The organism is Vibrio quintilis, from assembly GCF_024529975.1.
Taxonomy (GTDB): domain Bacteria; phylum Pseudomonadota; class Gammaproteobacteria; order Enterobacterales; family Vibrionaceae; genus Vibrio; species Vibrio quintilis.
Genome location: NZ_AP024897.1, coordinates 2,080,313 through 2,107,282, shown reverse-complemented (window position 1 = coordinate 2,107,282; position 26,970 = coordinate 2,080,313). Strand labels below are relative to the sequence as shown.

20 protein-coding genes are annotated in these 26,970 nt (G+C 47.7%); all 20 read right to left on the bottom strand.

Features of this window, described 5'->3' with window-relative positions:
• Positions 1–48 precede the first annotated feature (48 nt).
• The 20 genes from OC443_RS09895 to OC443_RS09800 all read right to left on the bottom strand — a co-directional run bounded on the left by OC443_RS09895 (position 49) and on the right by OC443_RS09800 (position 26,868).
• The gene (locus OC443_RS09895) at positions 49–1,836 is read right to left on the bottom strand and encodes a contractile injection system tape measure protein (protein ID WP_073582443.1); all 1,788 of its coding nucleotides are present in this window, start codon (positions 1,834–1,836) and stop codon (positions 49–51) included.
• 99 nt (positions 1,837–1,935) lie between these two features.
• Entirely contained in the window at positions 1,936–5,043 is a 3,108-nt protein-coding gene (locus OC443_RS09890) for a hypothetical protein (RefSeq protein ID WP_073582445.1), read from the bottom strand.
• A gap of 20 nt (positions 5,044–5,063) precedes the next feature.
• Positions 5,064–7,688 carry a hypothetical protein gene (locus OC443_RS09885; RefSeq protein ID WP_073582447.1) on the bottom strand — a complete coding sequence of 875 codons (2,625 nt, stop codon included), beginning with the start codon at positions 7,686–7,688 and terminating at the stop codon, positions 5,064–5,066.
• 117 nt (positions 7,689–7,805) lie between these two features.
• A complete protein-coding gene (locus OC443_RS09880; protein ID WP_159440325.1) occupies positions 7,806–11,141 on the bottom strand; it encodes a baseplate J/gp47 family protein in 3,336 nt (1,111 codons plus the stop codon).
• Positions 11,089–11,490, bottom strand: coding sequence for a GPW/gp25 family protein (locus tag OC443_RS09875; RefSeq protein WP_073582451.1), 402 nt, complete (start codon positions 11,488–11,490; stop codon positions 11,089–11,091). The genes OC443_RS09880 and OC443_RS09875 overlap by 53 nt, the downstream gene beginning before the upstream one ends.
• The gene (locus OC443_RS09870; RefSeq protein ID WP_073582453.1) at positions 11,490–13,118 is read right to left on the bottom strand and encodes a phage baseplate assembly protein V; all 1,629 of its coding nucleotides are present in this window, start codon (positions 13,116–13,118) and stop codon (positions 11,490–11,492) included. Before OC443_RS09870 ends, OC443_RS09875 begins: the two co-directional genes overlap by 1 nt.
• Before the next feature lie 9 nt (positions 13,119–13,127).
• Positions 13,128–13,868 (bottom strand): CIS tube protein, encoded by a 741-nt coding sequence (locus OC443_RS09865; RefSeq protein WP_073582455.1) that lies wholly within the window; start codon positions 13,866–13,868, stop codon positions 13,128–13,130.
• A 2-nt stretch (positions 13,869–13,870) separates the two neighbouring features.
• On the bottom strand, positions 13,871–14,182 hold the full coding sequence (locus tag OC443_RS09860) for a hypothetical protein (protein ID WP_073582457.1): 312 nt from the start codon (positions 14,180–14,182) through the stop codon (positions 13,871–13,873).
• A 66-nt stretch (positions 14,183–14,248) separates the two neighbouring features.
• Positions 14,249–14,704 (bottom strand): phage tail protein, encoded by a 456-nt coding sequence (locus OC443_RS09855; protein WP_073582459.1) that lies wholly within the window; start codon positions 14,702–14,704, stop codon positions 14,249–14,251.
• Between the two features lie 123 nt (positions 14,705–14,827).
• Positions 14,828–15,274 carry a phage tail protein gene (locus tag OC443_RS09850; RefSeq protein WP_073582461.1) on the bottom strand — a complete coding sequence of 149 codons (447 nt, stop codon included), beginning with the start codon at positions 15,272–15,274 and terminating at the stop codon, positions 14,828–14,830.
• Positions 15,275–15,383: 109 nt separating this feature from the next.
• Positions 15,384–16,775, bottom strand: coding sequence for a phage tail sheath family protein (locus OC443_RS09845; protein ID WP_073582463.1), 1,392 nt, complete (start codon positions 16,773–16,775; stop codon positions 15,384–15,386).
• Positions 16,776–16,932: 157 nt separating this feature from the next.
• Positions 16,933–17,328: a hypothetical protein gene (locus tag OC443_RS09840; RefSeq protein WP_073582465.1), complete on the bottom strand. Its 396-nt coding sequence runs from the start codon at positions 17,326–17,328 to the stop codon at positions 16,933–16,935.
• Between the two features lie 72 nt (positions 17,329–17,400).
• Positions 17,401–17,949: a hypothetical protein gene (locus OC443_RS09835; RefSeq protein ID WP_073582467.1), complete on the bottom strand. Its 549-nt coding sequence runs from the start codon at positions 17,947–17,949 to the stop codon at positions 17,401–17,403.
• 27 nt (positions 17,950–17,976) lie between these two features.
• Positions 17,977–19,083 carry an eCIS core domain-containing protein gene (locus tag OC443_RS09830; protein ID WP_262021662.1) on the bottom strand — a complete coding sequence of 369 codons (1,107 nt, stop codon included), beginning with the start codon at positions 19,081–19,083 and terminating at the stop codon, positions 17,977–17,979.
• Between the two features lie 10 nt (positions 19,084–19,093).
• Positions 19,094–19,909 carry a tail fiber protein gene (locus OC443_RS09825; protein ID WP_073581964.1) on the bottom strand — a complete coding sequence of 272 codons (816 nt, stop codon included), beginning with the start codon at positions 19,907–19,909 and terminating at the stop codon, positions 19,094–19,096.
• Between the two features lie 3 nt (positions 19,910–19,912).
• Positions 19,913–20,578, bottom strand: coding sequence for a DUF4255 domain-containing protein (locus tag OC443_RS09820; protein WP_073581962.1), 666 nt, complete (start codon positions 20,576–20,578; stop codon positions 19,913–19,915).
• Positions 20,579–20,599: 21 nt separating this feature from the next.
• Complete coding sequence (locus OC443_RS09815) at positions 20,600–22,744, bottom strand: ATP-binding protein (protein ID WP_073581960.1); 2,145 nt, start codon at positions 22,742–22,744, stop codon at positions 20,600–20,602.
• Between the two features lie 12 nt (positions 22,745–22,756).
• Positions 22,757–23,215 carry a UpxY family transcription antiterminator gene (locus tag OC443_RS09810; RefSeq protein ID WP_073581958.1) on the bottom strand — a complete coding sequence of 153 codons (459 nt, stop codon included), beginning with the start codon at positions 23,213–23,215 and terminating at the stop codon, positions 22,757–22,759.
• A gap of 231 nt (positions 23,216–23,446) precedes the next feature.
• Complete coding sequence (locus tag OC443_RS09805; RefSeq protein WP_073581956.1) at positions 23,447–24,001, bottom strand: RNA polymerase sigma factor; 555 nt, start codon at positions 23,999–24,001, stop codon at positions 23,447–23,449.
• 488 nt (positions 24,002–24,489) lie between these two features.
• Complete coding sequence (locus OC443_RS09800) at positions 24,490–26,868, bottom strand: glycoside hydrolase family 3 N-terminal domain-containing protein (protein WP_073581954.1); 2,379 nt, start codon at positions 26,866–26,868, stop codon at positions 24,490–24,492.
• Between the last annotated feature and the right edge of the window lie 102 nt (positions 26,869–26,970).

Below are 26,970 nucleotides of genomic sequence, written 5' to 3'. Positions count from 1 at the left end.
TTTCTCTCCTTCATCCTTATCCAACTTATCCAAGTTCAATTTGTTTTATTAACGCCATTCAACTGAAATCAGCCTGTCATTCAGCCACGGGAACCGAATCATACTTAACCCCCACGGCAATTTTTGCATCAGAACATCCACCGCCTGCTTTTGTACGGACACAGCTGTGCCCAGAGAAAATGTCTTAATCGTTGCCTGGCGCTGCAGGAACATCTGCTGAATTGATGATGGCGGCATATTCTTTAATGCCTGCCAGTGAGCGATGAGTACAGAGAAAATTTGTCCTGCTGTTTCGCACTCTGTATCACTAAGTTCAGTGAGTCTGCTCACCACGGTATCCGCTTCATAACCAACAAACAGATTTGCCACAGCTGAGTAACTGTCATGCGCTGAACCCAATAAGTGTCTCAGTACGGCATAAGCTTTCGCCTGACTCTCCGGAGAGATAAATTGACAAACATTCTCGTTTTCCGGCGTTAACAGCGCCAGTTGTCTGAACAAAACGGGGATAAATGGCCACAGTAAAGTCAGGCCGCCATCATTTGTGTATTGCGCTTCATGCGTGAACTGTCCGGATAACCGGGTGATTTTCGCCTGAACCTCCCTTCGTAAATCTGCGGTACTTTCCTGACCTGATAACATTTGAAACTGACTCGTCAGCCACGCAGAATCAGGCAGACTATCAAAAAGCTGAGATGTCACCTTATTTTGAATCTGTTCCCCCCGTTCTTTTCCGGAAATCTCACCCATATTACGCTCTGATAATATGGGGAGAACCTGTTTCCAGAACTGCATTTCAGCCTGAAGGCTGAACCGGGAGGCTTTCTGATCCGACGGGTGCCCGGTGTTTCCTTCAACCCGTGCCGCAAGTGTTGCTAATATATCTGCCTCTTTGGTGGTTGGCGGTTGGATCTGAGCGACCTGAAGCCAGGTTGCAGCTGCATTTAATGTTGCCTCATCACATGAATAGAGAAATATCTGCCTGAGCCGGGTTAAACTCTCTGCCGGGAATGCGTTGTGACTTAATTCCGTTTTCCTGAACTCAAGCCGCCTTAGTTCAAGCAACAGCGATAATTTTCTGAATTGTTGCTGAATACGCAAAGAATTTCCGGAATCTCTGTTCTGTTGATCGAATAAAACAGCAATAAAGGAAATCATCTCTGATATATCGGTTTTCACCCTCAGATTTTGTTCGAGCAAAGGAGAGATCCGGAGATCAAGTAACTGAGAAGCTTTTGAAACAGTCTTTGACAGGTTCATGAGCATTGAGAATACAAGCTTGCTTCTTTCTGACAGAGTCAGCTTAAGTAAGAAATCAATAAACCGGTAAAAGAATGATGGCTCGTTGAGTTTTTCCGGTAACTTCAAACAGTATGAAATTTGTGCTGAATGAGAGGATAACTCAGTGACTAACTGCTGGCTGAATACTCTGGCCTGAGAAGCAGAAATCAGACTCACCTGCCCGCTATTCATATCATGCATCCATGTATTGATTGAATGATCATTTTCCTGTTGATCATCATCTGTTCCCGGAACACCGACATCCAGCGGGCATATCTCTGCTGCAACGGAAAGTGCGACCGTTTTAGCCACAGATACCGGTGTATCAATCAGGGTTTCTACATCAATGTCAGGCAGATGAATTTCCTGTTTGTCCGGAACGTTCTTGTTGATGGACAGTACAGATGAAATATCCGGAATATCCAAAAATGACAGCTCATGTTTGATCAGCTCTGGTAAAATCGCCAGCGCGGCCTGTATTTTTGCCGCTTTCCTGGCATCATCAGGCTCAGAAATATCCAGATCCAACGTCAGTTTTTCAATATAAATAGTCATATTTACACTTTACTGTTTGCGTGAAAAAAGCGTTTGAATAAAAAAAGCCCCGCCAAAAACTCAGGGCTTTTTCTGTAGACTGAATAAGCTTTATCCAAATCAGCAGTCGATATTTTTCCAGCCAGGATCTGTCCGGCTGCCGACATAGTCGCCTTTCCAGAAATAATCTTCTGATGAGTAAATATTAGGGCCCAGAGATGCCTGATTGTCCTGCCATATCCCTTCGCAAATCAAATCTTCGCAATTATATGCCCCGCCCCCCTGACCATCACTGCTGTTTGCCTGACACGCACGGGCAGTAAGTCTCAGTTGTTTACACTGGCTGGCACCACCACCACTTTGCTCTGCATAACAGGCAACAGCTTCGACCTGACAAGAATCACAACCAGCCACTGCACCTCCTTTCTCAGCTTTACAACCCCATGCCACGATAACTGAATTCAACAGCCCATAAACAGCACCGCCTTCACCTTTTGAGCCTGCACTATTTTGAGCCTGGCAGGCGTGAATATTCCGGGCTTCGATATTGTTCACTGTTCCAGGTCTTGCATAGATTGCGCCCCCGTTCCCGGTGACGATATGGTTTTCAAACAGACAATTAAAGAGACAGTTCTCAACATATTCGACATAAAGCGCCCCACCATCCTGTTCAGAGGGGATTTGCTTTCCATCAAAAGTAAAACCATCCAGAGTGATGGCGCTAACCGGATCAGTTGAAGTACCAAAAGCCTCAAATCTGTTACCGGCATTTGCTTTCTCGATCCGGGTTGATTCCCGGTTGAACCCTATAATGGAGACCCCCGGGTTTAACCTGACGCTGTTTTTCAACATGTAACTTTCGGTGGTGCTTGCTGTGCCGGCCGGAAACAACAGAATGGTTGTATTCGTTTCTATCTTTGTCGGTGTTCCCTGATTAAACAGGTTGTCAAATTCAGCCTGTGTGCTGATCACATGCATTTTCCCGCCGCTGCCGAAAGACGGTGAGATTTGATCAACATAGGTCTTGACTGCTTTTTGTGTCGGAACCTGAGTATCGCTGGCGCTGATGCCGCCAAGCATTGCATCAGCGGAAAAGCCCTTAATTGTCAATCCCCCGCCGACTTGCAGGTCATTTCCTGCTTTTACACTGGCTCCGGAAATTGTCGATGCGGACTGAATTGTATTTGCACTTAAGCTTGTCAATGTAGCGGCTCCGGTGACATCCAGCGAGGCATTTAAGGTTGCCGGCCCTGCTATCGCTACCGCGCCTGACATTGCTGTACTGCCATCAACAGATAGTGCACCACCTAAACTTGTATCGCCACTTACATCAAAGCTGCCGGAAACATGGGCGTCCCCCTGAATTTCAAGTCCGGATCCGGCATTGATCGGCCCCTGAATCGAGAGCGATTGCATCAGCTCAACCGGCGCATCAAACCGGGCCTCTCCTGAAACATGCAGCGCTTTTTCCGGTTGACTGTTGAGAATACCGACTTTATCCACTCTGGCACAGATCAATGGTTGCAGCATTTTTCCGATCGTATGATTGACTTCAAGTGCGGCATTTTCGCCGGCAGACTGTATTTTGAGGGCACTGTCTGTTTCGGTTTCAGCCCCGGACTGCAGGACCGTGAGCTGGCTTTCCACTGTAGTTGCTGTTTTCAGCGTTGTATGATCTTCTACCGTCAGCGTATTGGTGATTAACTCGCCGTCCTGTAACGTATCCCCGGTGATGTTCAGTGTCACTGGTGTACCGGTTTCCCCCAGGGATATCTGGTTCTCACTGACCAGAACTTTGGTTTTCCCTTCTTTGCTTTCTATTTTCAGCCCCGGCAGGTTGTCGGTTTCCCGGATGTGTAAACCGGCTTCCGGATGATTAAATAAGCCATCACCGATACCAATGCCGACCGCTCCCTGATGTTTGGTCTCACCTTCCACGATCAGAACATCTTCCAGTGTGGTTTTATCACTGATTGTGGTGGTTTTCAGATAGGTTTCTTTTTCAACCGAAAGCATACCGGCAATTGAGACATCCTGTTCAAAGTGAGTTTTACCGGCAATTGAAGTCTCATCTTTAACGGTCAGCGTCCCATTCACAGTGGTATTGTTCAGGCCGGTTTCACCCGCTACGGTCAGAGAAGTGTCGGTCATTACCCCTGCTGAGGAGACATCGAGCAGGCTGGACTCTCCGGAACGCAGCAGCATGGCCGTTTCACTATTTTGTGTATGGATATCGAGTCTTGCCATCGGGCTGGCGGTTCCGACTCCGATCCGGTTCTCAACCGATAAACTATGAGGTGAAGCAACGACTTCTGATGCCCCAACCCGGACAGAGCCAATCACATCTAACGGATTATCGGGAGATTCCGTACCCACCCCCACGTTATTTTCCGAAGTGATCACAAATGGTGAATCATCATTGTCTTTGGTATCCACCCGGACCACACTATCCGCATCATCTTCGTCACTGCGGATATGTAATTTTGCAGATGAATTGTCACCGGATAAGCCAAGAGAAAGTTGTCCGTTTTTATCCAGTGACAAAAAGGTTGATCCATTTGCGGTCACTAAAAGTGCATCTTTATTACCGCTGTTTCTGAGTTCAATGTGTGCATTATCATGACCAAGCAGAACCGGTGCTCCGACTTGTAATTGATCGACTTCAGTTTTTCCGCTGACATAGAGTGTTGGTCCGATCAATTCACCGGAATGGGTCATGCTGACCGTGCCTTTCAGCCGGGTTTCGCCGTTCAAATGAGTATTGGCATTGACGGTAAACTCCCCTTGATCCAAGACCAGTGTATCGCCGATGCTCAGCTGCTCCTCTCCTATCTGAGCCTGAGTTTCCCCGTTGCCAATCGTGAGCGGAGATTCCGATACATCGAGTTTGCCACTCACAGTGACGTTCCCTTCCGCTGTCAGATCACCGCTGACGAACGTATCAGTTTCGAGACCACCAGTGACACTCACACCGGCAAGAAAGTCGGTTTTTTTATCGACCTCGATTGTTTCCTGATCGGTTTCCCTGATGGGGCCATCTTTCTTATTAAATGAAGCATCAATCAGATTGGCAAAGTCATCACCATCCGGGCATTCATTGTCAGCAAATTCAGGTTTTAGCTCTGCTGCGCCCAGAAGTGAGTTGGTGTTCTGTTTGTTACTGTCTTTCTTTGAGTCCAATGATTCAGAGCCGGCAGGCGATTGGATCAGTTGTTCACTAGTGCTCATCTGAATTCCTTACTGGGTTTTTAAACGGGGTTGATAGAATTAGGCGTTTTGATATTGACGTAAAATACGGGGTTAATATTGTCCGGATGAATATAAGCCTGACTGACAGGTGTCACCGGATGCAGGACCGGTAACGGCCTGTAACCAATGATGAAATTATCAGAAATGATGCCCTGACCGATTGGCTTTCGTTCATATTGGATGGGCGAAAGGCAGCTGCTGTCTGCGGTATGAAAAAATTCATTCAGCTGTTTTGTTGTGTCTCTTAACCATCTGAGGTATTCCGGATTTGGCGGGTTAAGTAAAGCCTCTCCATCCCATACAGGAAACGGACACTGGGTCATTGCGTTACGCCAGTCATAATAAAGCTGTTCAAACCGGCTCATTTGTTCCCGTGGCAGATAAAGGACTTTACAGGTCAGGTGAGCCGGCGTTTCCCTGAGGATCTGCTCTTCAAGCAGATTTCTGAATTCCGCGTTTGCAAAGCGTGTCGGCCAGTCCGGAATCACAAAATAGAGTGTCCTCTTTTCTACCGCCACAGGTTCACTGTCTTTATCTTTTGGGATGATGTCCGAAGTTTCCGGCGGGGATCCCGGGACAGGCATTCCAGCCCAGAGCAGAATACTTTCTGTCAGATAGAATCCTTCTTTATTATTTGTTGCCAATGGCATCGCTTCAGTTTGATATACCCCCAGAAAACTTAAGATCCGGTGTTTGAGCGAGTCAGAAAAATTCCGCCGGGGTGGATTGCCAGCATAGTTGTATCCTCCCGCTCTCAGGCGGCTAAGCCTCGGGTAATCATTTAAAATGGTTGCTTTCTCAGTGACCTGCTTCAACAAAACCAATCGCTGTAAAAGTGGCTCATTCTTTCCGCCCATCCATGCTTCCAACGCAGGTAACTTCAGTGCCACATTTTCAGGCATCCCTGCTTCTAACACATCAAGATAGAAAGACAAGACAGGATCATATTGAAGCAGATTGGCATCGATTGTGGTTTCTGCATACCGGGCTAACAAATGGGAAAGCCCTCTGTTCAACCGGTCAAGCTGTGTTGCATCAAATGGCGTTTCTGCATCAGGCTGAAAGCCGTCAGTCTGGTAGTCATTGAAATACGAACCCATCAGGTTTTTCATCCCGCTGATATCAGTCACCGGCTGGCTGACGATGGTTTTGGGCAAGTTATCAACCGCTTCCCAGAAATATTTTACCTCTTTTTGTGACAGTGTCTCGCTGCCCAGCATTTTATCAAACAGCCGGGCCAGAACCGTAAAGCTCTGTTTGTCCGGCAATGCCAGCAGTACTTTCAAGGTTTCTAACTGGAAAAACTGGTCTGCTAACACCTGATCAAACAACGTCAGAAAGCCTTTCAACTGCATGATTCGGGCCAGTGACTGACTGTCAATTTGTGCATCCAGCCGGGCATCAATCAGCCGATAAATCACCGGAAATTCGTATTGCAGAGACTGATACTTTTTCAGTTCCCGGTACTGCCCTTGCTGATAAGCTTCAAGATCAGGAAATACCGAAGAAGCAACATCCTCTTCTTCGGTATTCTCCGGCCAGTGATATTTAAACAGGATGGCTTTTTTTTGCGCATCTGTGAGTGGATAAGCCTGACCATCAATCTCAATCGATAAAAGATCCAGTGTTTCTTTCAGGTCAAAGCTGAATGACCGGGGGAATAATTCTGTCAGGCCCTGATTATTTCCGGCTTGTCCTTCTCTCTCTTTATCTTCTGTTGTTATCTGATATTGCCACTGTATTTCATCTTCTTTCAATGTAAGCCTGCTGCTGCCTTCATCAGACAGAGGCTGAAAAATCAGCTGGCTTACCGTTTTCAGCGATGTGACCTGATGCATCACATGAATTAAATCAGAAGCGAACAGAGACTGAGGAAAGGCTTCTGTCTCCAGTGATTCAGGCTGAATAATGCCATTTTCAGTATAAGGGCCTTCAAAGATAAGGTCGGCAGTCTCACCGGCATCGAGCATACCTTCGAGACTTTGTTGTGGTATTTCAGGAGAAATCACCTCATTGAGCCGGGTAAACACATCGACCAGAGTTGTGACGGGGTCACGTAACGGACCAAATAACAACTTCATTTTTAGTGCAACCGGATGTTTTTGGATAAAGCAGAGTCCGGCGATATCATCATCAACATTCCGCTCAGTCACAAAACGTTGTCTGACCTGATCAGCCAGTGCTAAACGCTGTTGTTTTGTCAGCAATGCGGATTTGGTATCAATGACTACATACCATCTGTCAGTCACGGGAGAGCGGCTCAGAAAAACGGCTCGTATGCCGGGAATATCCATGATCATGCGGCGGTAGTCCGTCATGGTGACTGTGTTGGACGGAAGCACATCCGGGGCCAGCCAGAATGGAGCGGCTGATTCTGATTGCTCCTCTGGCCATGCCATTAAATCCCGCACCGGAAATTCAAGCTGATAGCTTAAATCTGAAATGATAAATGCCAGAACATCTAATAAGGTGATTCCCGGATCAGTCGGATTGTGATTGGTCCAGGTTTGATCGGCATACTGCTGAATCGCAGAGAGTGCCTGCTGTTGCAATAGCGGCAGGTTCTGACCACTTTGTTCCCGTGGCGAACGGGAAATATACGCCGTTGTTGAAGTTGTCGTCATGAAAAATATCACCTGAAAGCATCTGTTATAGGACATCAGTGATGGAAGAATCACAGCAAGAAAGACTGTATTCAGACAGGACTATTCCGGCGTGAATACATCTGACAGCGTCAGTATTTAAGAAACAGTCAGATCAATCTCAACCCGCCATTTACCAATACCTTCCACAATCGGCAGATCCTGATCCACCAGGACGATTTTATGGTAGTGGGAAGGAACCAGAATAGCGTCTTCCTGACCGGGCTGAATAATGTTATCCGTTTCATCAAAGCTGTTTGGTACACCTGGCAAAATCTGTGCAGGCCGGTCAACGGTAGCCCGGATATGGTGTACCACATCCACCGCCGGATGTTGTTCCAGTGCCAGTGCCAGCTCGGTAAAGTATATCGCCTGCCGGAAGTTGGGATCCTCATCTGAATCACTTTGCCAGGGTGTCAGATAATTAATCAGGATTTGGTTGATTTCCCGCACCACTGAATCGATGTCATATCCGGAAAAAATCTTCACCAGCACATCAAAATGAACCTCTTCATAAACCGGGTCTTTGACGGTGACAGAGACACCGGACGGGCTCACCTCCTCCAGCATGGTTTCAATCTGCTGGCGCAGATACAATGGCAACTTGGGCTGAAGAATACTGGTGTCATAATTGACAGGTATGACCACGACTGAGATATCACTTTCACTATTTAACTCATTCTCTTGTGGTGCATAGCACCGGGCCATATAGACTTCAGGGAAACTGTTTAATACCAAATGTTCATAGTCCCATCTTGTCAGCGCGCGCTGTTTATGCCGGAGCCTTTCGCTGGCTCTGACAGACAGCTCTGATTCTGTTTCTTCAACTCTTGCCCCAAAACCAGGCCACGGCTGGGTCACACTGCTGATTCTTTCATCCGGTACATCCAGTTCAGTGACAGATTCAGCCGGTAGTGGCTGTTGATAGTGAGATGGATCAACTTCTTCTGTAATCAGTGTGGCAACAACACCCTGCGGATAAATGCCTCTTAAGGCTGAATAGCGGACTGCCCCCGGCAAATCTCCGGCCATTGAATCAGAGTTTTGATTAAAAATGCTGACCTGAAGCCAGAGCAACCCATCCCCCAGCCCGGATAACGATTCATCCATTGCGGGTAACTCAAGCACAACAATCCCTGAATTCAGCAGCAACTGTGTGGAATCCTCGATGATCCGGGGCTGTCCCATCTGGGCACCATCAGCACTGCTGAGCAGCAGTTGCCAGCCTTGCGGGGTCATGTATTCCCATTTGACATAACTATTGTCACTGATATTGCTGCTGTCGACCGGGTCGACCTGAAAATAGAAGCGGAAACTGCCGGGTAATGAGGTCTGATTCAGTCCGATATACAGATAAGCGTTTTCAGGCATATAAGGCAGCAAAGTCATTGTTGCTCCGGAAGCAACGATCCTGGGCCGTCCTAAAGGATGAAGAAACTGCAATGCCGGTGAGTCCATACTTGCGAGTGCGGACGCTTCGAGTGTGACTGAGCACGAGTAGTTGAGCGTCAGTTGTTCCAGTTCCGGCGTGTAAGGATCCGGAACAATCCGGAGCTCCCCCTCCTCTTTTGTACCCGATTGCTGGCTGTTGAGATAGGCTGCATACTGGCTGACCTGAGCAAATTCACCGTGGCCAAAGTCATTATTGACCAGGGTTGCATTATATCTTCGTGGCCAGTTACCGGCCGGTTCATCCAGTGGCAATGTATCCCATGAATAAACCGGCCCGTTGTCTGATGCAGAAATAAACGCAATGGTATGAATATCAATATTATCTACCGGTGTATGATTACTGAACATGTCGATGGGATCACCGGGATCTGATAAATCATCCGATCGTGTGAAGGTGAATTTGGGTTTCGGCCAGGTATTGCTCCGCAACGGTTCGGAAAACTGATCTGACGACTGACCGGTAAAATCACGGTATTCAGCATAAATCCGGTAATGTTCATTCAGATCAACGGGGCGTCCGATCCAGTGAAAAGTGATGTCCGCATCTGTGATGGGTTTAACCAGTAATTCAGGATGAGTGAACGTCAGGCGGCTGCCTATTTTAGGTGCGCCGGTCAGAGGTTCAAACGGGCTGGCAGTATCCAGGCTGCCATCATCGCTACCGGCGATAAGGCCCGGTAATCCACAGACATCCATGTTGAGTTCAATGGCAGTGAAAATACTTTTTTTCAGAATGGCTGCAGCTTTTTCCTGATTTGGCCTCAGACTGAAAACAAAATGTGGTAGCGAGGTGACACCGGGTGCCTGTTCCCCTTCCAGCCCGGTAATCGCCGGAAAGAGTGATGAAAATTCCATGCACAGACCATCGCTGTTTTCATCAATGGTCCAGTTGCTTTCATTTTCATCCCGGTTGTGATTTCCATCCTGAGTCAGCAAATCATGCTCGTATGTGATCATCCCGTCAGCGGTTGAAACCGCAATATCGAACCATTGTTTGAGTGACAGTGGTGACGACTCTGTGCCTGATGCCCGGTTACAAATCAGAGTGACAGTTCGTGTTCCTCCGGCCAGATATAATGCCGGAGAGGCAATCGTCAGCCCGATCCGGGAAAACTGCTGGTTTTCTCCCGGTGTTTGTGTTTCTGCCAAATCATCACCAAATGTCAGCACGCCACCACTATCGAGTTCCAGCCCGTTTTCAGTATCAATCACCTGAGTCAGAATCCGTTGTTCATTTTTCCGGATCCCTAGCCCTTTTTCTTCCCTCAGATCCACCACGCCTGACAGCGTTTTCATCTGTACAACCTGAGTATGGTTGAGGGCCGCCTGCGTTTCTGTCTCATAAACCAGAGGCAGGTCATTGCTGTCTGTTGGCCCGGTGAAACAGGTACCGGCGGGTAGTGTCATGCCTGGTGTATCTTCATCCAGCCCGATAACCAGATGAACCTGATCCGGCTGAGCGGCCAGTGGCGCAAAGCCCAGAACATCCTGATAATAATGCTGCTTATGACGTTCGGTCAGGGCGTCAAACTGCCCTTTGGGATGTGTCATCAGGGTGAAAAAAGCCAGCAAAGCGGCAATATCCGGGCGGGATGCTAACGTTTTGGTCTCTTCCGGAACGGGTAAACCGTTTAACAGATTTTCCAGCGACTGAGATTGAATGATTCCCGGCAGTGCATCTCCCCAGTGGCCGTCTGGCTGGAAGGTCTGATCATTGTAGAAACGAATATTATGGGCGGCCTTGCGCAGGTAAGCCATCCATTCACTGAAAGTTCGCTCTTCAATCGAAAAATAATCGCCCTGAAGTGCCTCAAGCACACGTGCTGTCTGAGTCAGTCCATTGAGTGCCTGATTTTTTCTTTTTAAGTCTTTAAACGATGACCTGTAATCTTTGGTGATCAAATCTGACATAGTCGGTTCCTGAAAGCGGTTAAATGGATTTTTCTGCCAGATAGAACGGGAATACCATGTTGTTTCTGGCATTGGTCTGCCGGACTTCATATTCAAGTAAAATATTCAGTTTCCCGTCATAAATTTCAGCCAGATCGAACTGAATATTGAGCAAATCGATCCGGGGTTCCCAGGCGACAATCGCAGCGGCGATCTCTTCTTTCAATTCCATCAGGGTTAAAGGTGTCGCTTCTGAAAACATGAAGTGATCCAGTCCGCAACCAAGCTCAGGTTCCAGAGGCCGCTCCCCGACCTGGGTGTTGAGCAGAATTCTGATCGCTTCTTCCAGCAGCGTCATTTCATCTGACATATCGGGCCCGGTTTGAGGGTTTGCAAAACGGGGCGGAAACTTCCACCCGGTACCAATGACTGATTCGTCCATTATTTGATCTCCGTCTTACTTGCTTTAATGCCGACTTTGCCTGATGTTTTCACTGACAGGCTTTTGGCATCGATAGCGACTTCATCTTCACATTTGAGGCTGGTTTTTTTGCTGAGCGTCAGGCTGTTTTTACTGTCTCCTGCCGTGATGCCATCTTTCTCATTCAGAGTGAGTTTGACTTGATTTGATGCAGTAACATTGACTGTTTGCCTGTCACGATCAATGAACAGATCCAGCTTTTCTCCGGCAAAGAAAAGACCAACCTGGTTATTTTTATCATCATATTTTCTGGGCGGCTGATTGGCCTTGTTATAACAGGCGCCGAGAATCACCGGGTAGCTGGCATCACCGCCGATAAAGCCGACCATCACCTCATCTCCTTTTTTAGGAGGAAGAAATAGCCCTTCTCCTTTACTGGCAAAGGGTGAAGTCTGCCGGGCGTAAAGCGGTACTTTGCTATCCAGTGCCGGAATCAGTACCGGCATCGTTTGCGGCAGCTTGCTATAAGTTTTATAGGCCGCAATGACCCCGGTTGTCACCGGCATCTCAGGTAAATATGCCTCTGGCGCGTAAAGTGAACGGTTAAGTGATAGTCCCAGTTCAATCACGAATTGCCACTCACTGGCGGTGAAATGGTGACGAATTCCGGTGATGATATGGTTATCAGAAAAATCTTTCCCGACGCCTTTTACCGTGAGCCGGTCCAGCAAAGCCAGTTTCATGACTTTGGTGATTGCCTGTTCAGAGATGCTCAGGCGTCCCTGATACATATCCAGCATTCTGAAATTCATCTCTCCGTTGGCAATCGCTGTGATTTGTGCTTTGGTTTTGGGCGCTGAACACCGGATTTCCAGTGGTTTGCGGCTGAGTACTGAATCTGACTCTTTAATTGATTTGAAATTGCCGCTTTTCCCTTTAACCGGTGAAAATGCTTTTTGTGTCTCACTGTCCCAGGCGGTCACGGAGATTTCTTTAAAGCATGACTGCGTGTCAGAAAACAGGTCACAGTGATGTATTTCATGGAGCTGAAATGTTTCTTTCGCAGCCTGACTTTTCACTGATGAGAGGGTCACTATGCGGTCACCTTTGACGGAAGGACAAAAGACAGCGCCGTTTTCAGTCATCCGGGAAAAAATAATCCGCCAGGGCGTTTGTTGCCACACTGCAAACTGGGCATGTTTAATCCGGTTGCCGGAAATATCTGAAACACCCTGTTTAAACTTATAACCCGCACTTAGTGCCGCGACTTTCTCAATGAGTGTTTTATCTTCAATCTCTTTGTTACTGATATAGTTGACCGGGTGTTCAAGTAATTTGACCGATTCACCTTTAACGGTCAGTATCAGGCGCGGCTGCTTCTGATCATCGATAGAAACCCGGCTGCCGGTAATTATGCCTTCGAAGATTTGGTGATTCGTGTCATCGATTCCGCCGTAGAGGCTGACATTCTGTCCCGGTGCAAATTGTTGATCATCAGTCCGGTCAAATGAACCTGCCGCAAGATTACCGTCCCTGAGGACCAGTGTCAGTTCAGGAATGCTATTCAGTTGATATCCCGCCTGAAACTCATAAACATCGGCTTCTGTCAGTGATGTATTGCCGATTTTTACTTTGAGTCGGGTTGCCATGAAACCTCCCTAACTTTCCAGTGGCGGATATTTCACCGTTTTACCCGGTTTTAGCGCCCGGATACTGTTTAACTGGTTAAACTCGGCGACTGAATGAACATACTCAGGGCTGCCATAGATCTGATTGACATGGTTCACCAGTTTGTCGCCACCAAAAGTTTGCAGCTCATGGGTCAAATCCGGAGAGCTTCGTCCGATCTCTTTTTCGGACTCTTTGGCGGTTTTACACTCGGTAAAACTGAGATCCACCGTGGCTTTTACCCGGCACCCAAGGGAATCCACAATTTCATTTCTGATCTCCATACTTGAGAGGAAACCACCGAATCCGCTGTGCGGCCCTTTGACCAGCGGCATTTGCATCGGAGTGACCCGGATGAAATATGGCTGATGGGTTTTGCCATCAATCGCATGACACATGGTCAGCAGCTTTTCAACGATAGCATCAACACCATCGGGAATGGTATTTGACGGCATCAGATAGGCCACAGCGTTGGCATAGGTGGTGTCATCCAGTAACAGCCGGAGTTTCATTTCTGATGGTTCTGAAAAATTAAACTGATTAACGGCGCCATCACCGCCGGCTGTTTTTGCTGAACGAATATCGTTAGTATAGTGTGTGGTCAATGATGGCATGTCATAGGGGACTAAAACTGAACTGACAAGATCTGCCGTTCCACCCCCTATTTTTTTGTACGCAGCAATATTGACTGACGGGATAAATGCCCGGGTTGGATCAGTAAATACAGACATGATTAAGGTCTCTTGATCAAATGGTCATACTCAATGGCCCGGGCCATTGAACGTTTGAATTCACGGGATTCCCCCATCGCTATCGCATGAAGCTGCTGCTTTAACGCTTTGACTTCAGCTTCAAGACGACGAAATTCCGATTTGAGTGTTTGATAAAGCTGTTCATCATCCACTCCGGTTGTTTGTGTCCGGACCGTCTCAGTGTTGATATGGGCCTGACCGGTATTGGGTTGCTGCGGTTCAGGCCGGGAAGATTCTTGTATCTTTCCCTGCACAACCACATGTTTGGCAATAATTGATGAGGTATCTGTCATTCTTTCCCCCGCTATCAGGTCGCTGACGTTGTTTTTCTTCGGTGAGAATTGGTATCTCAGTGAGGGTTACCCGAGTGGGACAGGCATATATTTGACGGTCGTGTATTTAAATTCCATGCTCTCAATCAGCACATCACTGGCGTTGGCATCAATGCCTTCCCAACTCCAGCTGCTCAGGTAAGCATTCATAACCAGCCAGCTGTTGACGGGTGTATCGTTACCGTCTAAAACACAAATCAGTAAATCTTTGCGCAGCATTCGGGTGCCCCACATCTCTCCCTCAAGGATTTGGTTCATCGCCAGCGGGCTGATCTGGTTCATCACACCTCTCTTCAATGTCAGGGTTTGCTGCGGAAGTTCAGCTTGTAGTGTGGTCATATTGCCTTGCCGGGTGATATTGCGTTCCAGCCTCAGACCACTGACTTCCTGAAACCGGATATCAACCGGGTTTGGTACTCCGGCAGAAAAAATAACCACTAAAAAACGGTATCCCACAATGGGATAATCATTGCTGCTACTCATAGGCAGGCCTTTTAAAAAAACCGGGGATATGACTCCCCGGAACACGGGGGCTGAAATGGTTCAGTCAGGTTGCTTTCCGGCGCTTTATCCGGAGTGCTGACTCTGTTTCAATGCTGGTTCTGTTTAATGGAAAATAATTTTCACATCATCGGCTCTGAGCTCCAGAGACTCGATGCTCGCCTCATTTGAGCTGCCGCTGACCGAGGGTGCAGTCAGTTTGGTTGGAAATGCATTAATGATGTTCCATGTTACCAGTAAGGTTTCACCGGTCTCATCGGTTAGCGATACACTTAAGTCACGTTTTTCAATCATGTTGAGGCTGATTGAAGCAATCCAGTTGTAGAACTGACTCCCCTGACGGATCAGGCCGCGTTTCATCGTAATATTGACATCAGTTGGCTGACCCGGCATATGTTTGATGCCCCGGCCATCTTTATAAGTGATGGTATCGTAACCAATATCCAGACCGGATACTTCCGTGAAGGGAATACTTTCATCACCAAAATCAACCACAAACCGGTAAGCCGGGATCGGATAAGTGTCCGCAATATTTTGTGCAGTATCTGCCATGTGTAAAACTCCAGAGTGAAATGAATGGAATAGAATGTTCCCATGTTTGTTGGTGCGACATGATCCCGCAAACAGATCAAGACACCACAAATCCGGGTGGCTTCAAAGATCAGCTTTCCAGAGACTTGTGCTGGAATGTCAGTTCGATAAATTCTGCCGGCCGTGTTGCGGCCAGGCCGATATTGATTCTCATAATCCCTTCGAGAATATCCTGTTCGGTCATACTCTCACCAAGGCCAACCTGAACAAAGAAAGCCTGATCTTCGCTGCTTCCCATCAGAGCGCCCTGCTGCCAGAGTGTCCGCAGGTAATTTTCGGTCATGGTTTTGAGCTTCAGCCAGGTAATTGCGGTATTGGGTTCAAAAACAGCAAAAGCGGTCGATTTTTGCAAAGACTCTTCCACCATGTTGAAGAAGCGCCGGACTGAAACATAACGCCATTCAAGGTCATTCCCTGCCAGTGTCCGGGCGCCCCATATCAACGTACCTTTACCGACAAATGTCCGGATGGCGTTCACCGATTTCCCGGCCGTTACATCAACGTTCAGGTTTTCCTGCTGACTGTTATCTATCGAAACCATCGGCTCCAGCACCTGACTTAACGCGACATTGGCCGGTGCTTTCCAGACACCGCGGCTGGTATCAGTTTTGGCCATACAACCGGCAACTGCGGCACTGGGGGGTAAAATCAGATAATTCTGACGGAGTAATGCCACAATCTCGTTGTATTGTGCGGTGGATTCTTCATACAGATCGGCCAGAGTTTGAGGGTCGCCACCAACTCTTTCATCGGCATATTCAATCGTCACGGTATCATCCGTATAGTGGCGGGCAATTGTCGTGCGCACATAGGGATAATAGGTTGCGCCGTATTTCAGCTCGTTCAGTTCTCCGGCCAGATTATCTCGCATACTGGCTGAATCGTCTGCAATATTGCCATCCAGCACTGATAATTGTTTCACATCAGTCACTGCGAACCGATCCATTAATTTGCTGGCCTGCGTTAATGCGGTTTTATGCAGACCATAATGCAGCTCTTCACTCAGGTGTACCGTTTCCGGCATCACAAACAATGTGACTTCGTCCACTTTTTCCAACACCGCTAAATCAAAATCTGTATCGACTACCTCACCTGAATAATCACCGGTACTGACGATATAACAGGCACCACCACCATTGGCGAAAAAGTGCTGAACAGCCTGATATAAGAAAAATTGCGCCAGTGCCGTCTCTTCTGTTTCAGGAATATAAAATTCTTCTGATACCGGGTTTTGTTTTACAGTGATTGCTTCTGCATACGGGCCACCAAAGCTTTCTTCGTATTCAGATAAGCTGGTAATGCGTATGGGTTTACCGATAAGTGATTTGTTTTCATCATCCTTATCGGTGACGAGTTCGGTATAACCGATAAACGCCGGAATTGCTGTTGCGACTTCTGCGACAGATGCCGGCAATGTCGATAATTCTTTCACGTATACATTTGGGGTTTTATATTGCGCCATTCTCTTTACCTTTATCTTTACGAGAGGGTGAAAACGCGATTGCGTACCACATTTGATGACATGTTGCCGCACCGGTTTTATCCCGGTGGCGCTATCTCATCTGCCTGATTATTCATTCAGGCAACCTTTTTTCAGGTTGCCCGGTAATACAAACTGCTTATTCACACACTAATTTTTTCTGGCCCGGATTTTTGATTTTGATCCGGAATGAAATCGGGCTGGGAACCGGCACACCATTCGGGCCGGGTTTCATCGCCATCCCCATATCTGAACACCCGGCAATTTCATCGCCTTCCCGCAGGGCTGCTTTACCGGGCGCCAGTAATTTTTTTGCCGTGGGCCGGAATGTGCCCTGATAGATACCGGGCACAACACTGCCTTTGTCGGCTTGTCTGATATTGGTGATCAGCACCGAGACCGGTCCAAGGTAAACGCCCTTTCCTCCGGCAGTCAGTTTCATTGAAGGTGGTGTTAAAACCTGGACCACACCAGAGACACTGGCGGGTGAGAACTGAAATGTCATACCAGGAACTGCAACGGGTTTTGTTGCCATGATTTATCTCCTTCTCTGCCCTGATACCCAAATAGCCTGTATTTTCAGATTATTTGGGTATCAATACCGGGTTTAATGATTGAGCTCAAAAAAGTGAAATTCGACAGCCTGCTCAGCGATGGGATCCACTTCCTTATGGTCTTGCTGGGTGTCAATAATCCGGCCATGTTCGATGACGACCATATGCCCGGTTCTGCCCGGATCATTTCTGACATAAGCCAGACCAAACCGCTTGCCACTCTTTTTCGCCAGTTCAATATCAGCGGGATTGGTGGAGTGATGATAGTTATATGTCAATCCAACGTATTGAAACAAAGACATTATTTCATCCAGAGGGGCTGTGTGTTGCTGCATGATTCCTGTCTCTCCGACCATGTCATTGACATCGTCATAACCGGCTAAATAAGCAGCCGTACAGTAATAACAGTTATGAGTCAGCTGATATGGGTTGATTTTCTGGTCCACCTCCATGGCCTCATCCGGTTGATCAATCTCCATCTTTTCCGGAGAAAGTTGCCGGACCGGATAACGGCGTAAACCACTCATCTCAGCAGCCCGTGCCGGACTGTGTAAAGGGGCTTTCGTGGCCAGACGCTTGATTTTTTTGTTATGCCGGTACATTCAGTCTTCCTTCTTTTTGTGACCGGATTATTCGGATGCCCATGTCAGAGATGCAGCCCATATCATGGTTCCCAGACCCAGTGTGGTTATTGCCGCTTTTTTTATCAGTGGTGTCAGCCAGGGTTGTGCTACCGTCGCGACTGGTTGTGGAGGCTGTGGGTTTTGTGGGGCCGGCGCACTGGCTGCGGCGACCTGATTTGTCAGAGCAACCGGCGCATGCTGATTTTTATCCCGGCTGAATTTACCGTTTGGCTTTTTGTTCCATTTGCTTCTGTTCATGATCGGGTGATGTTGGTGCATCTGTTTCGCTTTTTGTAATGCATCCGCCAATGCTTTCGGATCAATCTGATTTGATGAAGCATTCCAGGCTTTGCTGAGGGCCTTAGAGCGGGGAGTCATAACGCCGCTGGCATAGTTCGGATCAAACCCATTTTTAGGATCATCCGTTCTCAGTTCAGGCTTTGGTCCCAGCGTCAGGTTAAATTGCAGGGATTTGACCTTCTTTTCTGTCAGAGTGTCTTTTCCGGCCATCTGTTGTGCAATGTTTTTCTGCTCATGACCGGACAACTGTTGATAGGTTTTCCACAGCTCACTCTTCGGTAAAATATGATGCGCTGTATGCACAAGGTCAAAGTCGGTCACTTGTTGTTGTTCTTTCTTGATTTCCTGTTGTAATGCACTTGTTTTCCAGTCTTTTGACAATTGAATGATCGGACAGAGCTGCTTTGGCGCATGGTTTGTTGGTGATTCAGTCTTGCCATTGTCTGATTTACCTAATCTTTCCGCCTGCCGCCCCATTTGATCGGCTTCTGCTTCCAGTGCCGGGTTATCATTCACGGCCTGACCACCCACCTGAGTTGTTGGCGGTACCCGTCCCTGTGCCTGTTGGACCATATGCCATGTCTCGTGGGCAATATGATGCTCCTGACCGGGCGCCACGTGAATTTGATTGCCCTGCGCATAAGCATGTGCATTGAGTTGAGCCGGATGAGATGAATTGTAATGGACCTGAACCTGGTCCAGATTCATGCCCGAAAGTTGTTCCACCCCGCTTTTGACGTGATCAGGCAGGCCGGTGGTGTTTTTTTTCTGCTGTTTGACGGGCTGGTCTGTTTCTGTTTTGAAGCGGTACATGGAACACTCCTTACGCTTGAGGCGTCACCTTCATGATGTAGTTCAGGGCGAAATAAAGCGGCTGTCCAGCGACTTTCATCGCGTCTGATTGATCTATCTGTTCTGAACTATTCAACGGAAAGTCATCGCTCGCACCAATAATGTAGTGCCCCTGCAAATCAGGAGTACCATTGTCTCCATTGCACAAGGCCCAGCCTTCAGGGGCCACTTCCCCTGACCACATCATAATGACACCGTCAGGCAGACGGGTATCAACATAACTCTTGGTTGACTGAGTGGTTGGAACTTCGTCTGGCGAGTTATTTTCAACCGCACCTGTAGGAATTTGGTCGATAGGAACTTTGCCTGACAGGTTTTCCGGATTCAGATTGGTAATACCGCTGCCATCGCCACTTAGTGTTGTTGCTGTGACAGAAGTCGCTGTGACTGAATTAACTTCGATGTCATCGGGTAAATTATCGTTAGTGATTTGCCCTGTTAAGGCTGTCGCATTAAGGCCTGTAATGCCGCTGCCATCACCACTTAGTGTTGCTGTGACAGAAGTCGCTGTGACTGAATTAACTTCGATGTCATCGGGTAAATTATCGTTAGTGATTTGCCCTGTTAACGCTGTCGCATTAAGGCCTGTAATTCCGCTGCCATCGCCATTTAGTTCTGCTGTGACAGAAGTAACTTCGATGTTTTCAGGCAAATAATCATTGCCGATTGTCCCTGCATCAATTGCTTCCGCATTGGTCGCCAGATCAATCAACTCGTAAAATTCTGCGGAAGTCGGCGTGTCTCCCGGTTCAAAATAACTTTGTACCTGCTCTTTTGAATTTGTCATTGATTATTGTTCCTGTATCAGAGTTGAATCCGTCTTGTCCGGATGAGATGGATTGGTATTTTTTGCAGTCTGTTCGATTGTTTCTATCACCGGCCTGACCGATTTATTCCTGACATCAATTGGTACCGATAGTGACAGCATTAAACAGGGCTTTGGCGTCGCGCCCATTGCCTGCCAGACCTGCCCGCTGATTTTTCCGGCATATTCACTGCCAAACAACATCATCCGGATACCATAAGGCATTGGTTCAACATTGGGCGATGACAGCTCTGCGCCCGGAAAAAAATCAGAGCCACCCAGGCCGGTAATCAGGTATCCCATCAACAGATGTTCGATTTCCGCACTGCTGGTTTTGTCCTGACACCAAACCGTCAGCATATAACTGATATCCACAAAGCGGGGTTCATAAGAGACTGCACTGACCTTTCTGCCCTTTTGATCGTTTTTCAGCTGTGTTCTCAGTGGTTCACTCTGACGCCGCAGTAAATCTTCTTCGATGCCAATCAGATAGCAATTCACCGTTGGGGTTGAGCCAAGGTTCGACACAAAATCACTGTCCGGTGCGAGAAAGCTCACTTTGACATCGTCATTGTCATCAATCCGGAGTACATGTTCTTCAAGTAATGCTTTGAGGTCTTTCTGAATTTTCTGAAGTATGAGCGCATCCATACTGCATCCTTTATCTGTCAATCATTGTGACTTTGTTGGCACTGGTGTTTGCCATCCGGCAATATGCCGGGCCGCCATAAACCCTGAGCTTTGTTTGTCCAGCTCACATTTCAGAGCTTTCGCGATTTGTGACTGATGGATCCCGGTTTCCCCGTTCATCATCGCGAACAGACAGGCCCGTTCGGCTATGTTGTAAATCTGGGAAGGTGATAATTCGAATTCTGCGATTAAGTAATCCATATCAAGATCGGGGGACAGACGAAATGTATCCGGCCAGACCTGATGCCATAACTGATGCCGCAATGCCTTGTCAGGCAGGCCAAATTCAATGACCGAAGTGAAGCGGCGCAGAAATGCATCATCAATATTTGATTTAAAATTGGTACTGAGCAGTAAAATCCCCTGATAAGTTTCCATTCGTTGCAACAGAAAACTGACTCCCAGATTGGCATGCCGGTCATGACTGGATTCCACTTCACTGCGTTTGGCGAAAATCGCATCTGCTTCATCGAATAACAAAACCGCATGTTGAGATTCAGCCCGCTCAAACAGTTGTGCTAAATGTTTTTCAGTCTCACCTATCCATTTACTGGCAACGTTTGCCAGGTTGACTTTATACAGTGGTAAGCACAATTCACCGGCCATCGCTTCTGCCGCCATCGATTTCCCGGTACCCGGAGGGCCCCAAAGCAAGGCATGCAGCCCAAAGCTGCTTGTGGGTAATAATGTCCTTATGGCATCGCGGTGATTTATCCGGGCCAGCAGTTCTTCAATAGCTTCAAGAATCCCTGCGGGTAAGATCATGTCCGAAAGGGTCAGCCGGGGAATCACGAATGTTGCCAGTCCATGATGCTGTGTGCCGGAATGAATATGTTGCAGACATGCCTTTTGTAATGCGTCAAGGCTGTCTTTGTTTTGTGCATGTTGTTTTTCAAATACCCACTGCATTTCCGGCGCAGAGAGCGGATATCGCTCTGCAAGTACACAAGCATCATGCTGATCCGGATGGATCAGGTTCGCCTGTTGAAACAGTGCCAGCCACCCGGATGCCCTTTGTGGCGCGGAGCAGGAAAGATCATAATCAGAAATAGCGACGCGGTGCGTGATTTCTTCAACCCAGACAGAATCGCGATCCTCCTCCTCCCCCCGATGGTAAGGCTCACAAAACAACAGCACTTTATCATGGTGAATGAGATACCAGACAAAACGCCGGAGAATGTCTGAATTCAGGCTATCCTGCCATAATGATGGCCAGCAGATAGCCAGGTCAGCCGGGATTGAATGAAGTGCAGCATCCAGGCAGGCCTGTTGCAGCATTATCGCTTCATCCTTCGTCTGTGGAGATGAGTGAACCATCCATAGCCGGTATGGCTCTGGCGGGTTGTTCTCCCTTTCATCAACCTGACCGGTTGGTTCTTCTGTCTGATTAATGTCAGACATCAGTTGATTTTCAAGTATGGCGTGCACAAATGACAATATTTCATCTGATTCAGAGCTACTGATTTGGTTCAGCCCCAGCCTTAACACCGGCTGCCGGAAGTGTTCGGTAAACATAGCCCGGCTTGCCGGGTTCACCGCATCAGATTCCCGGATGAGCCAGCTGTTTGCATCCGGTATATTCCGGCTTTGATCACCCGTTGGCGCTTGATAACCCATCCGGGCAAAAAATGGTCCGGACACTGTCAGGGACTGGCTCAGTGGATTCACCGGATCATGACAGATCAGCAATCCGGCCTGAATCAATGGGCTGTCCGGCATCAATAATCCGGTTTTCATCGCCGGTAAGTCTGAGTCATGCGCTCCGGGGATTAATGATAAAACACGTTCCGCACTGACTCCCGGCCCGCGTTCATACCAGTTCAGACCGGCATAAGCAGATAACAGATCCGGTTCGAGCTGAAACAGGTAAACGACAGCAAGTAACGCCACTTCACTTTCGGACAGAGAAAAATGTCCGCTAATCAGGGTCCATTTCCGGGTTTTCAGCAGGTTTCTCAGGTTGATCAGCTGTTTTTTCTGGGCTTCCTGAATCTCTTCCGGCGATTCCTGATTCGCCAGCGTCAGGCCTAAATCATATAAGCTTTCAGCCAGTTGCTGCTCAGCCTGATGTTGAAGATGGTTATCACTGTTTTCCGGAAAATAAACTAGTTGATCGGTTTCGGACATGGCAGATTCCTTTTATGCCTGTCTCATTGACTGTTTGGCAATGCAGGACAAAGGCAGTGAAACCAACATGGACTGATTGAGCTGACTCACCTCAATGGCAACTTTCTTTTTTCCCTGGAATTCGATGAGTTCACCGGTCATTGCTTTCAGTGGACCTTTGGTTATAGTGACACTGTCACCTTGTATCAGTTTGCTTGCAATGGAAGTTGTATCTGAGTAATGGTCCGTCACCTTTTGTATTTGTCGGATCTGATTTTCAGATATCGTGACCGGATAGCCCCCAAACTGCAGAAAGTATGCAAAACCTGCAATGGTTTTGATTTGATGAAGTGTATTGATTTCTGACCGGACAAATAAATAGGACTTAAATAATGGTTCCTGAATCACTTTTTTCCGGTCACTCCAGTGCCGGGTGACAGAGTTAGTGGGTAAAAAGGTTTTAAAATGTTTTTCCGTAAGCCTTTGCTGCATTTTTTTTCCGTATTGGCGCGGGTGTAGATGACATACCATTGTTTTTGTTCCATCATTTTTCCTTTCAGACAAGCTCCGCCTGGTCAGTTACATGACTGCCCTTTTCTGATATATCACTCAATCAGTGGTTACTGTAATTCTGAGTATTCGTTGACTGGTTGTATCATGGTTTTATGTTCGTCCTGCCTTTAAGACGAACCACCTGGCGATTTGTGAATAAAAAAGTGAATATTATATGCTGATAAAACGGAGTTGCTTTCTGGCGAGCTGGACCCGCTTTCGTGCATTCTCCGGGGTAATCTGCATGATTTCAGCAATTTCCGGGTAATCCCTTTCTTCGATAAACCTGTGTTGGATTATTTTTTTTAAATCAATGTTCAGGTTTTCAAAAGCCTGCTCCAGATTATCCAGGGTATCATCCCGCTGAATCAGCTCTTCCAGACATTCCGTTGTCGCTGCCGAAAAGTAAAATTGTTCCGGGCTGGCACTGACAATCTCAACAAGATGTTGCTGTTTCTTCTGTTCTCTTAACATATCGATGCAAATGGTATAAGTCAGGCGGTATAACCAGGAAAACGGATTCCTGATATGTTCTTTTGCATGTTGAAAGCAGTGATATGATTTTTCCAGTGCCTGAGAAAGCGCATCCTCAGCGTGGGTATAATTACCGTTTAACCAATGCAGACAACAATGAAGCAGTCGGGATTGATACTCGGACCAGATTGTCCAGAAGTGATGAGGTTCAGGGTTCCCTGCTATATTTTTGCTGTGAATTGAGCGGACCATTTTTTTCTCCTTATCCTAGCTGGATGAAAGACGAAGAAGCGCCGCTTTAGTGAATAAAATTATATATCTTATTATTTAATATGTGATAAAAATAACACTCAGGAATGATATAAATAATTGATTTATAATTTAAATTGGGTTCACCGACATGTTTGCATTCTGTTATCCCCGGTAAATTTTATGATTGAAATGCAGAATTTATCAGTTGGTATGAGTCTTTATGCTCAGAGTGAAAAGTGTAGTTTATTTTTTTGGAAAGTGTGAAAGGCTGTTCATTTTTTTCAGACTTTTATACTGTAATTTTCAGGGAGTTACACCGGAAGCCGGGTTTAGATAAAAGAATACAGAGTCCGGAATTGTCTGAGCAGACGTGGCAGGTTATATGAATGGGGTCCGATTATTACTGCAATATACCCAAGCAACCTGAAGATGCAGGTTTCAGGTTGTTTGGGTATAAACAAACCCCGCTGAAAGATCTTACTTATCAATTATTCAGTTGATACGACACACACCATCCGCCACTGTTGTGGCAGGATGCGGGTTTCCCCGGTGACGGTCACCCTGTCATGAAAAACAATATCGGTCGAAGAGCGGCCAATCATCAGCTCAAACTCACCCGGTTCAACGATACGTTGATATTGGTGATTGGTGAAATTCAGCATATCCACCGGCAGCGTGAAATGGACCCGGCGGCTTTCCCCGGCTGCCAATCTGACTTTGGCAAAACCTTTCAGCTCGCGCACCGGCCTGACCAGTGAGGCGATTTTATCCCGTACGTACAACTGCACCACTTCGCTGCCATCATATTTTCCCGCATTGGTCAGCATAACGGAGACTTCAAACTCACCGGTTTGCGGTGCGGTGTGGTGCTTTGTCTCAAATTCACTGTATTCAAACCGGGTATAGCTCAGGCCGAATCCAAACGGATAGCGGGCACCAAAATGATACGCGATTGGCGTGCCGCCGCTTTTCAGTTTGTGGTTGTAATAGTACGGCACTGCACCGACATTTTTGGGAAAAGAGAGCGTTAGTCTGCCACCCGGATTGACTTTTCCGCACACAATATCAGCGATTGCATCCGCCCCTTCCTGACCCGGCGCCCAGCCGTACAGAATCGCAGCAGCTTCCTCTTCCGCCCTGCCCAGCTGATAGGGTCTGCCGCCGGTAACCAGCACAACCACAGGTTTGCCGCTGTCGAGTGCAAAATCGATCAGCGCCTGCTGAACGCCGGGCAATTGCAGACTGTCGGTATCTGAGCCTTCACCGACGGTGCCGGTCTGGAATAATCCGGCCAGATCGCCAACACAAACAATGGCTACATCGCACTGATCGATGGCACCTTTGGTTTTTGTGATCCCGGATTGATCCTGTGATATCGGTGATGTCAGTGTTTGTGCCACAGCCAGATCGACATCACCGGGAAATACCGGCGCATTGGCGTGACGTTCAGTCAGAATGTCACAGCCTTTTTCATATGCCACGACGTCAAAGCGCTCTTCAAAAGCCTGTTTTAAGGTTTTGATGGATTGCTCAGACTGATCGGCCTTGCTGAGAATCAGGTGGACCGGAAAACTGTAGCCGCCGAGCAAAGCCAGCGGGTCGTCAGCCGTCGCCCCAAGCACGGCCAGTCTGGTTGTGGTGGATAAGGGCAACAGATGATCACCTTCAGACAGTTTCTTATTTTTCAGTAAGACTGCCGACTCACAGGCGATTTGGTACGCCAGAGAGCAGGCCTGCGAAGATTGAATGGTTGCTTCGGTCACCGGCTCGCAATATGGCTGTTCAAATAAACCGAGTTTGAATTTCCAGCTCAAAATACGGGCAACAATTTCATCGATTTTGTCTTCTTTCATCAGCCCGGCTTCCAGCGCCTGAATGATCTGTTCTGAACAGGCACTGTCCGGCAGTTCGATATCCAGCCCGGCATTAAACGCAAGTGCAGCCGCTTCGGCTTTATTGCCTGCAATCGCATGGTGAGAGTGAAGTAATTCGACCCCGCCATAATCGGCGACGATTAAGCCGTCAAAGCCCCATTGCTGGCGGAGAACTTCCGTAAGCAGAAAATGTGAGGCGTGGCAGGGTTCACCATCGATATCGTGATAAGCCGGCATCACAGATGCGGCTTTGCCCAGTTTGACTGCCATTTCAAACGGCAGCATAAAAGTGTCATTCAGCTCTTTAAATCCGAGGTGGACCGGAGCATGGTTGCGGGCACCTTCACTAAAGGAATGGCCGACATAATGTTTGAGTGTGGCACACACTGAACGATCTTCGCCCTGGATTCCCTGCACATAACCGGTTGCGAGTACACCGGCCAGATAAGGATCTTCACCCATGGTTTCTTCGGTCCTTCCCCAGCGTACATCCCGTGATACATCCAGTACCGGAGCCAGTCCCTGCCGGGCACCTACCCGCCTGACCTGGGCTGAAATGGCTTTTCCGGCCGCCTGAATCAGTGCCGGGTTCCAGGTATGGCCGTAATTGAGCGATGAGGGAAATAAAGTCGCACCTTCAGCCATCAGTCCGACTAAACATTCTTCATGGGGGATGGCAGGAATCCCCAGCCGGGTTTCTTCAACCAGAAATTTTTGCAGCTGATTTAATGCCGCAACACCCTCAGCCGCCGGGACTGAATGTGTGCCCAGCGGCCGGGTGATCTGCCCGATGCCATGACACAGACGTTCCTGCACTGACTTTTGTGTGCCATTGTCACCCATTTCCAGCTCGCGGTCTTCATGATTGCCGTCTTGTTTGAGAATCAGCCATTGTGCGCCCATCTGGGCAATTTTCTCATCCAGAGTCATTTTGGATAATAAATCTGTGACTCGTTCGGAGACTGGCAAGTCAGGGTTTTTATATTTTTCCATTGTTTCACCACATCATCGATAAACGCTTGAAACCACTATGTCAGAAAGCCATGCTGAGATCTGACCAGTGACATATGATTACCAAATACAGACAGTGGTTTA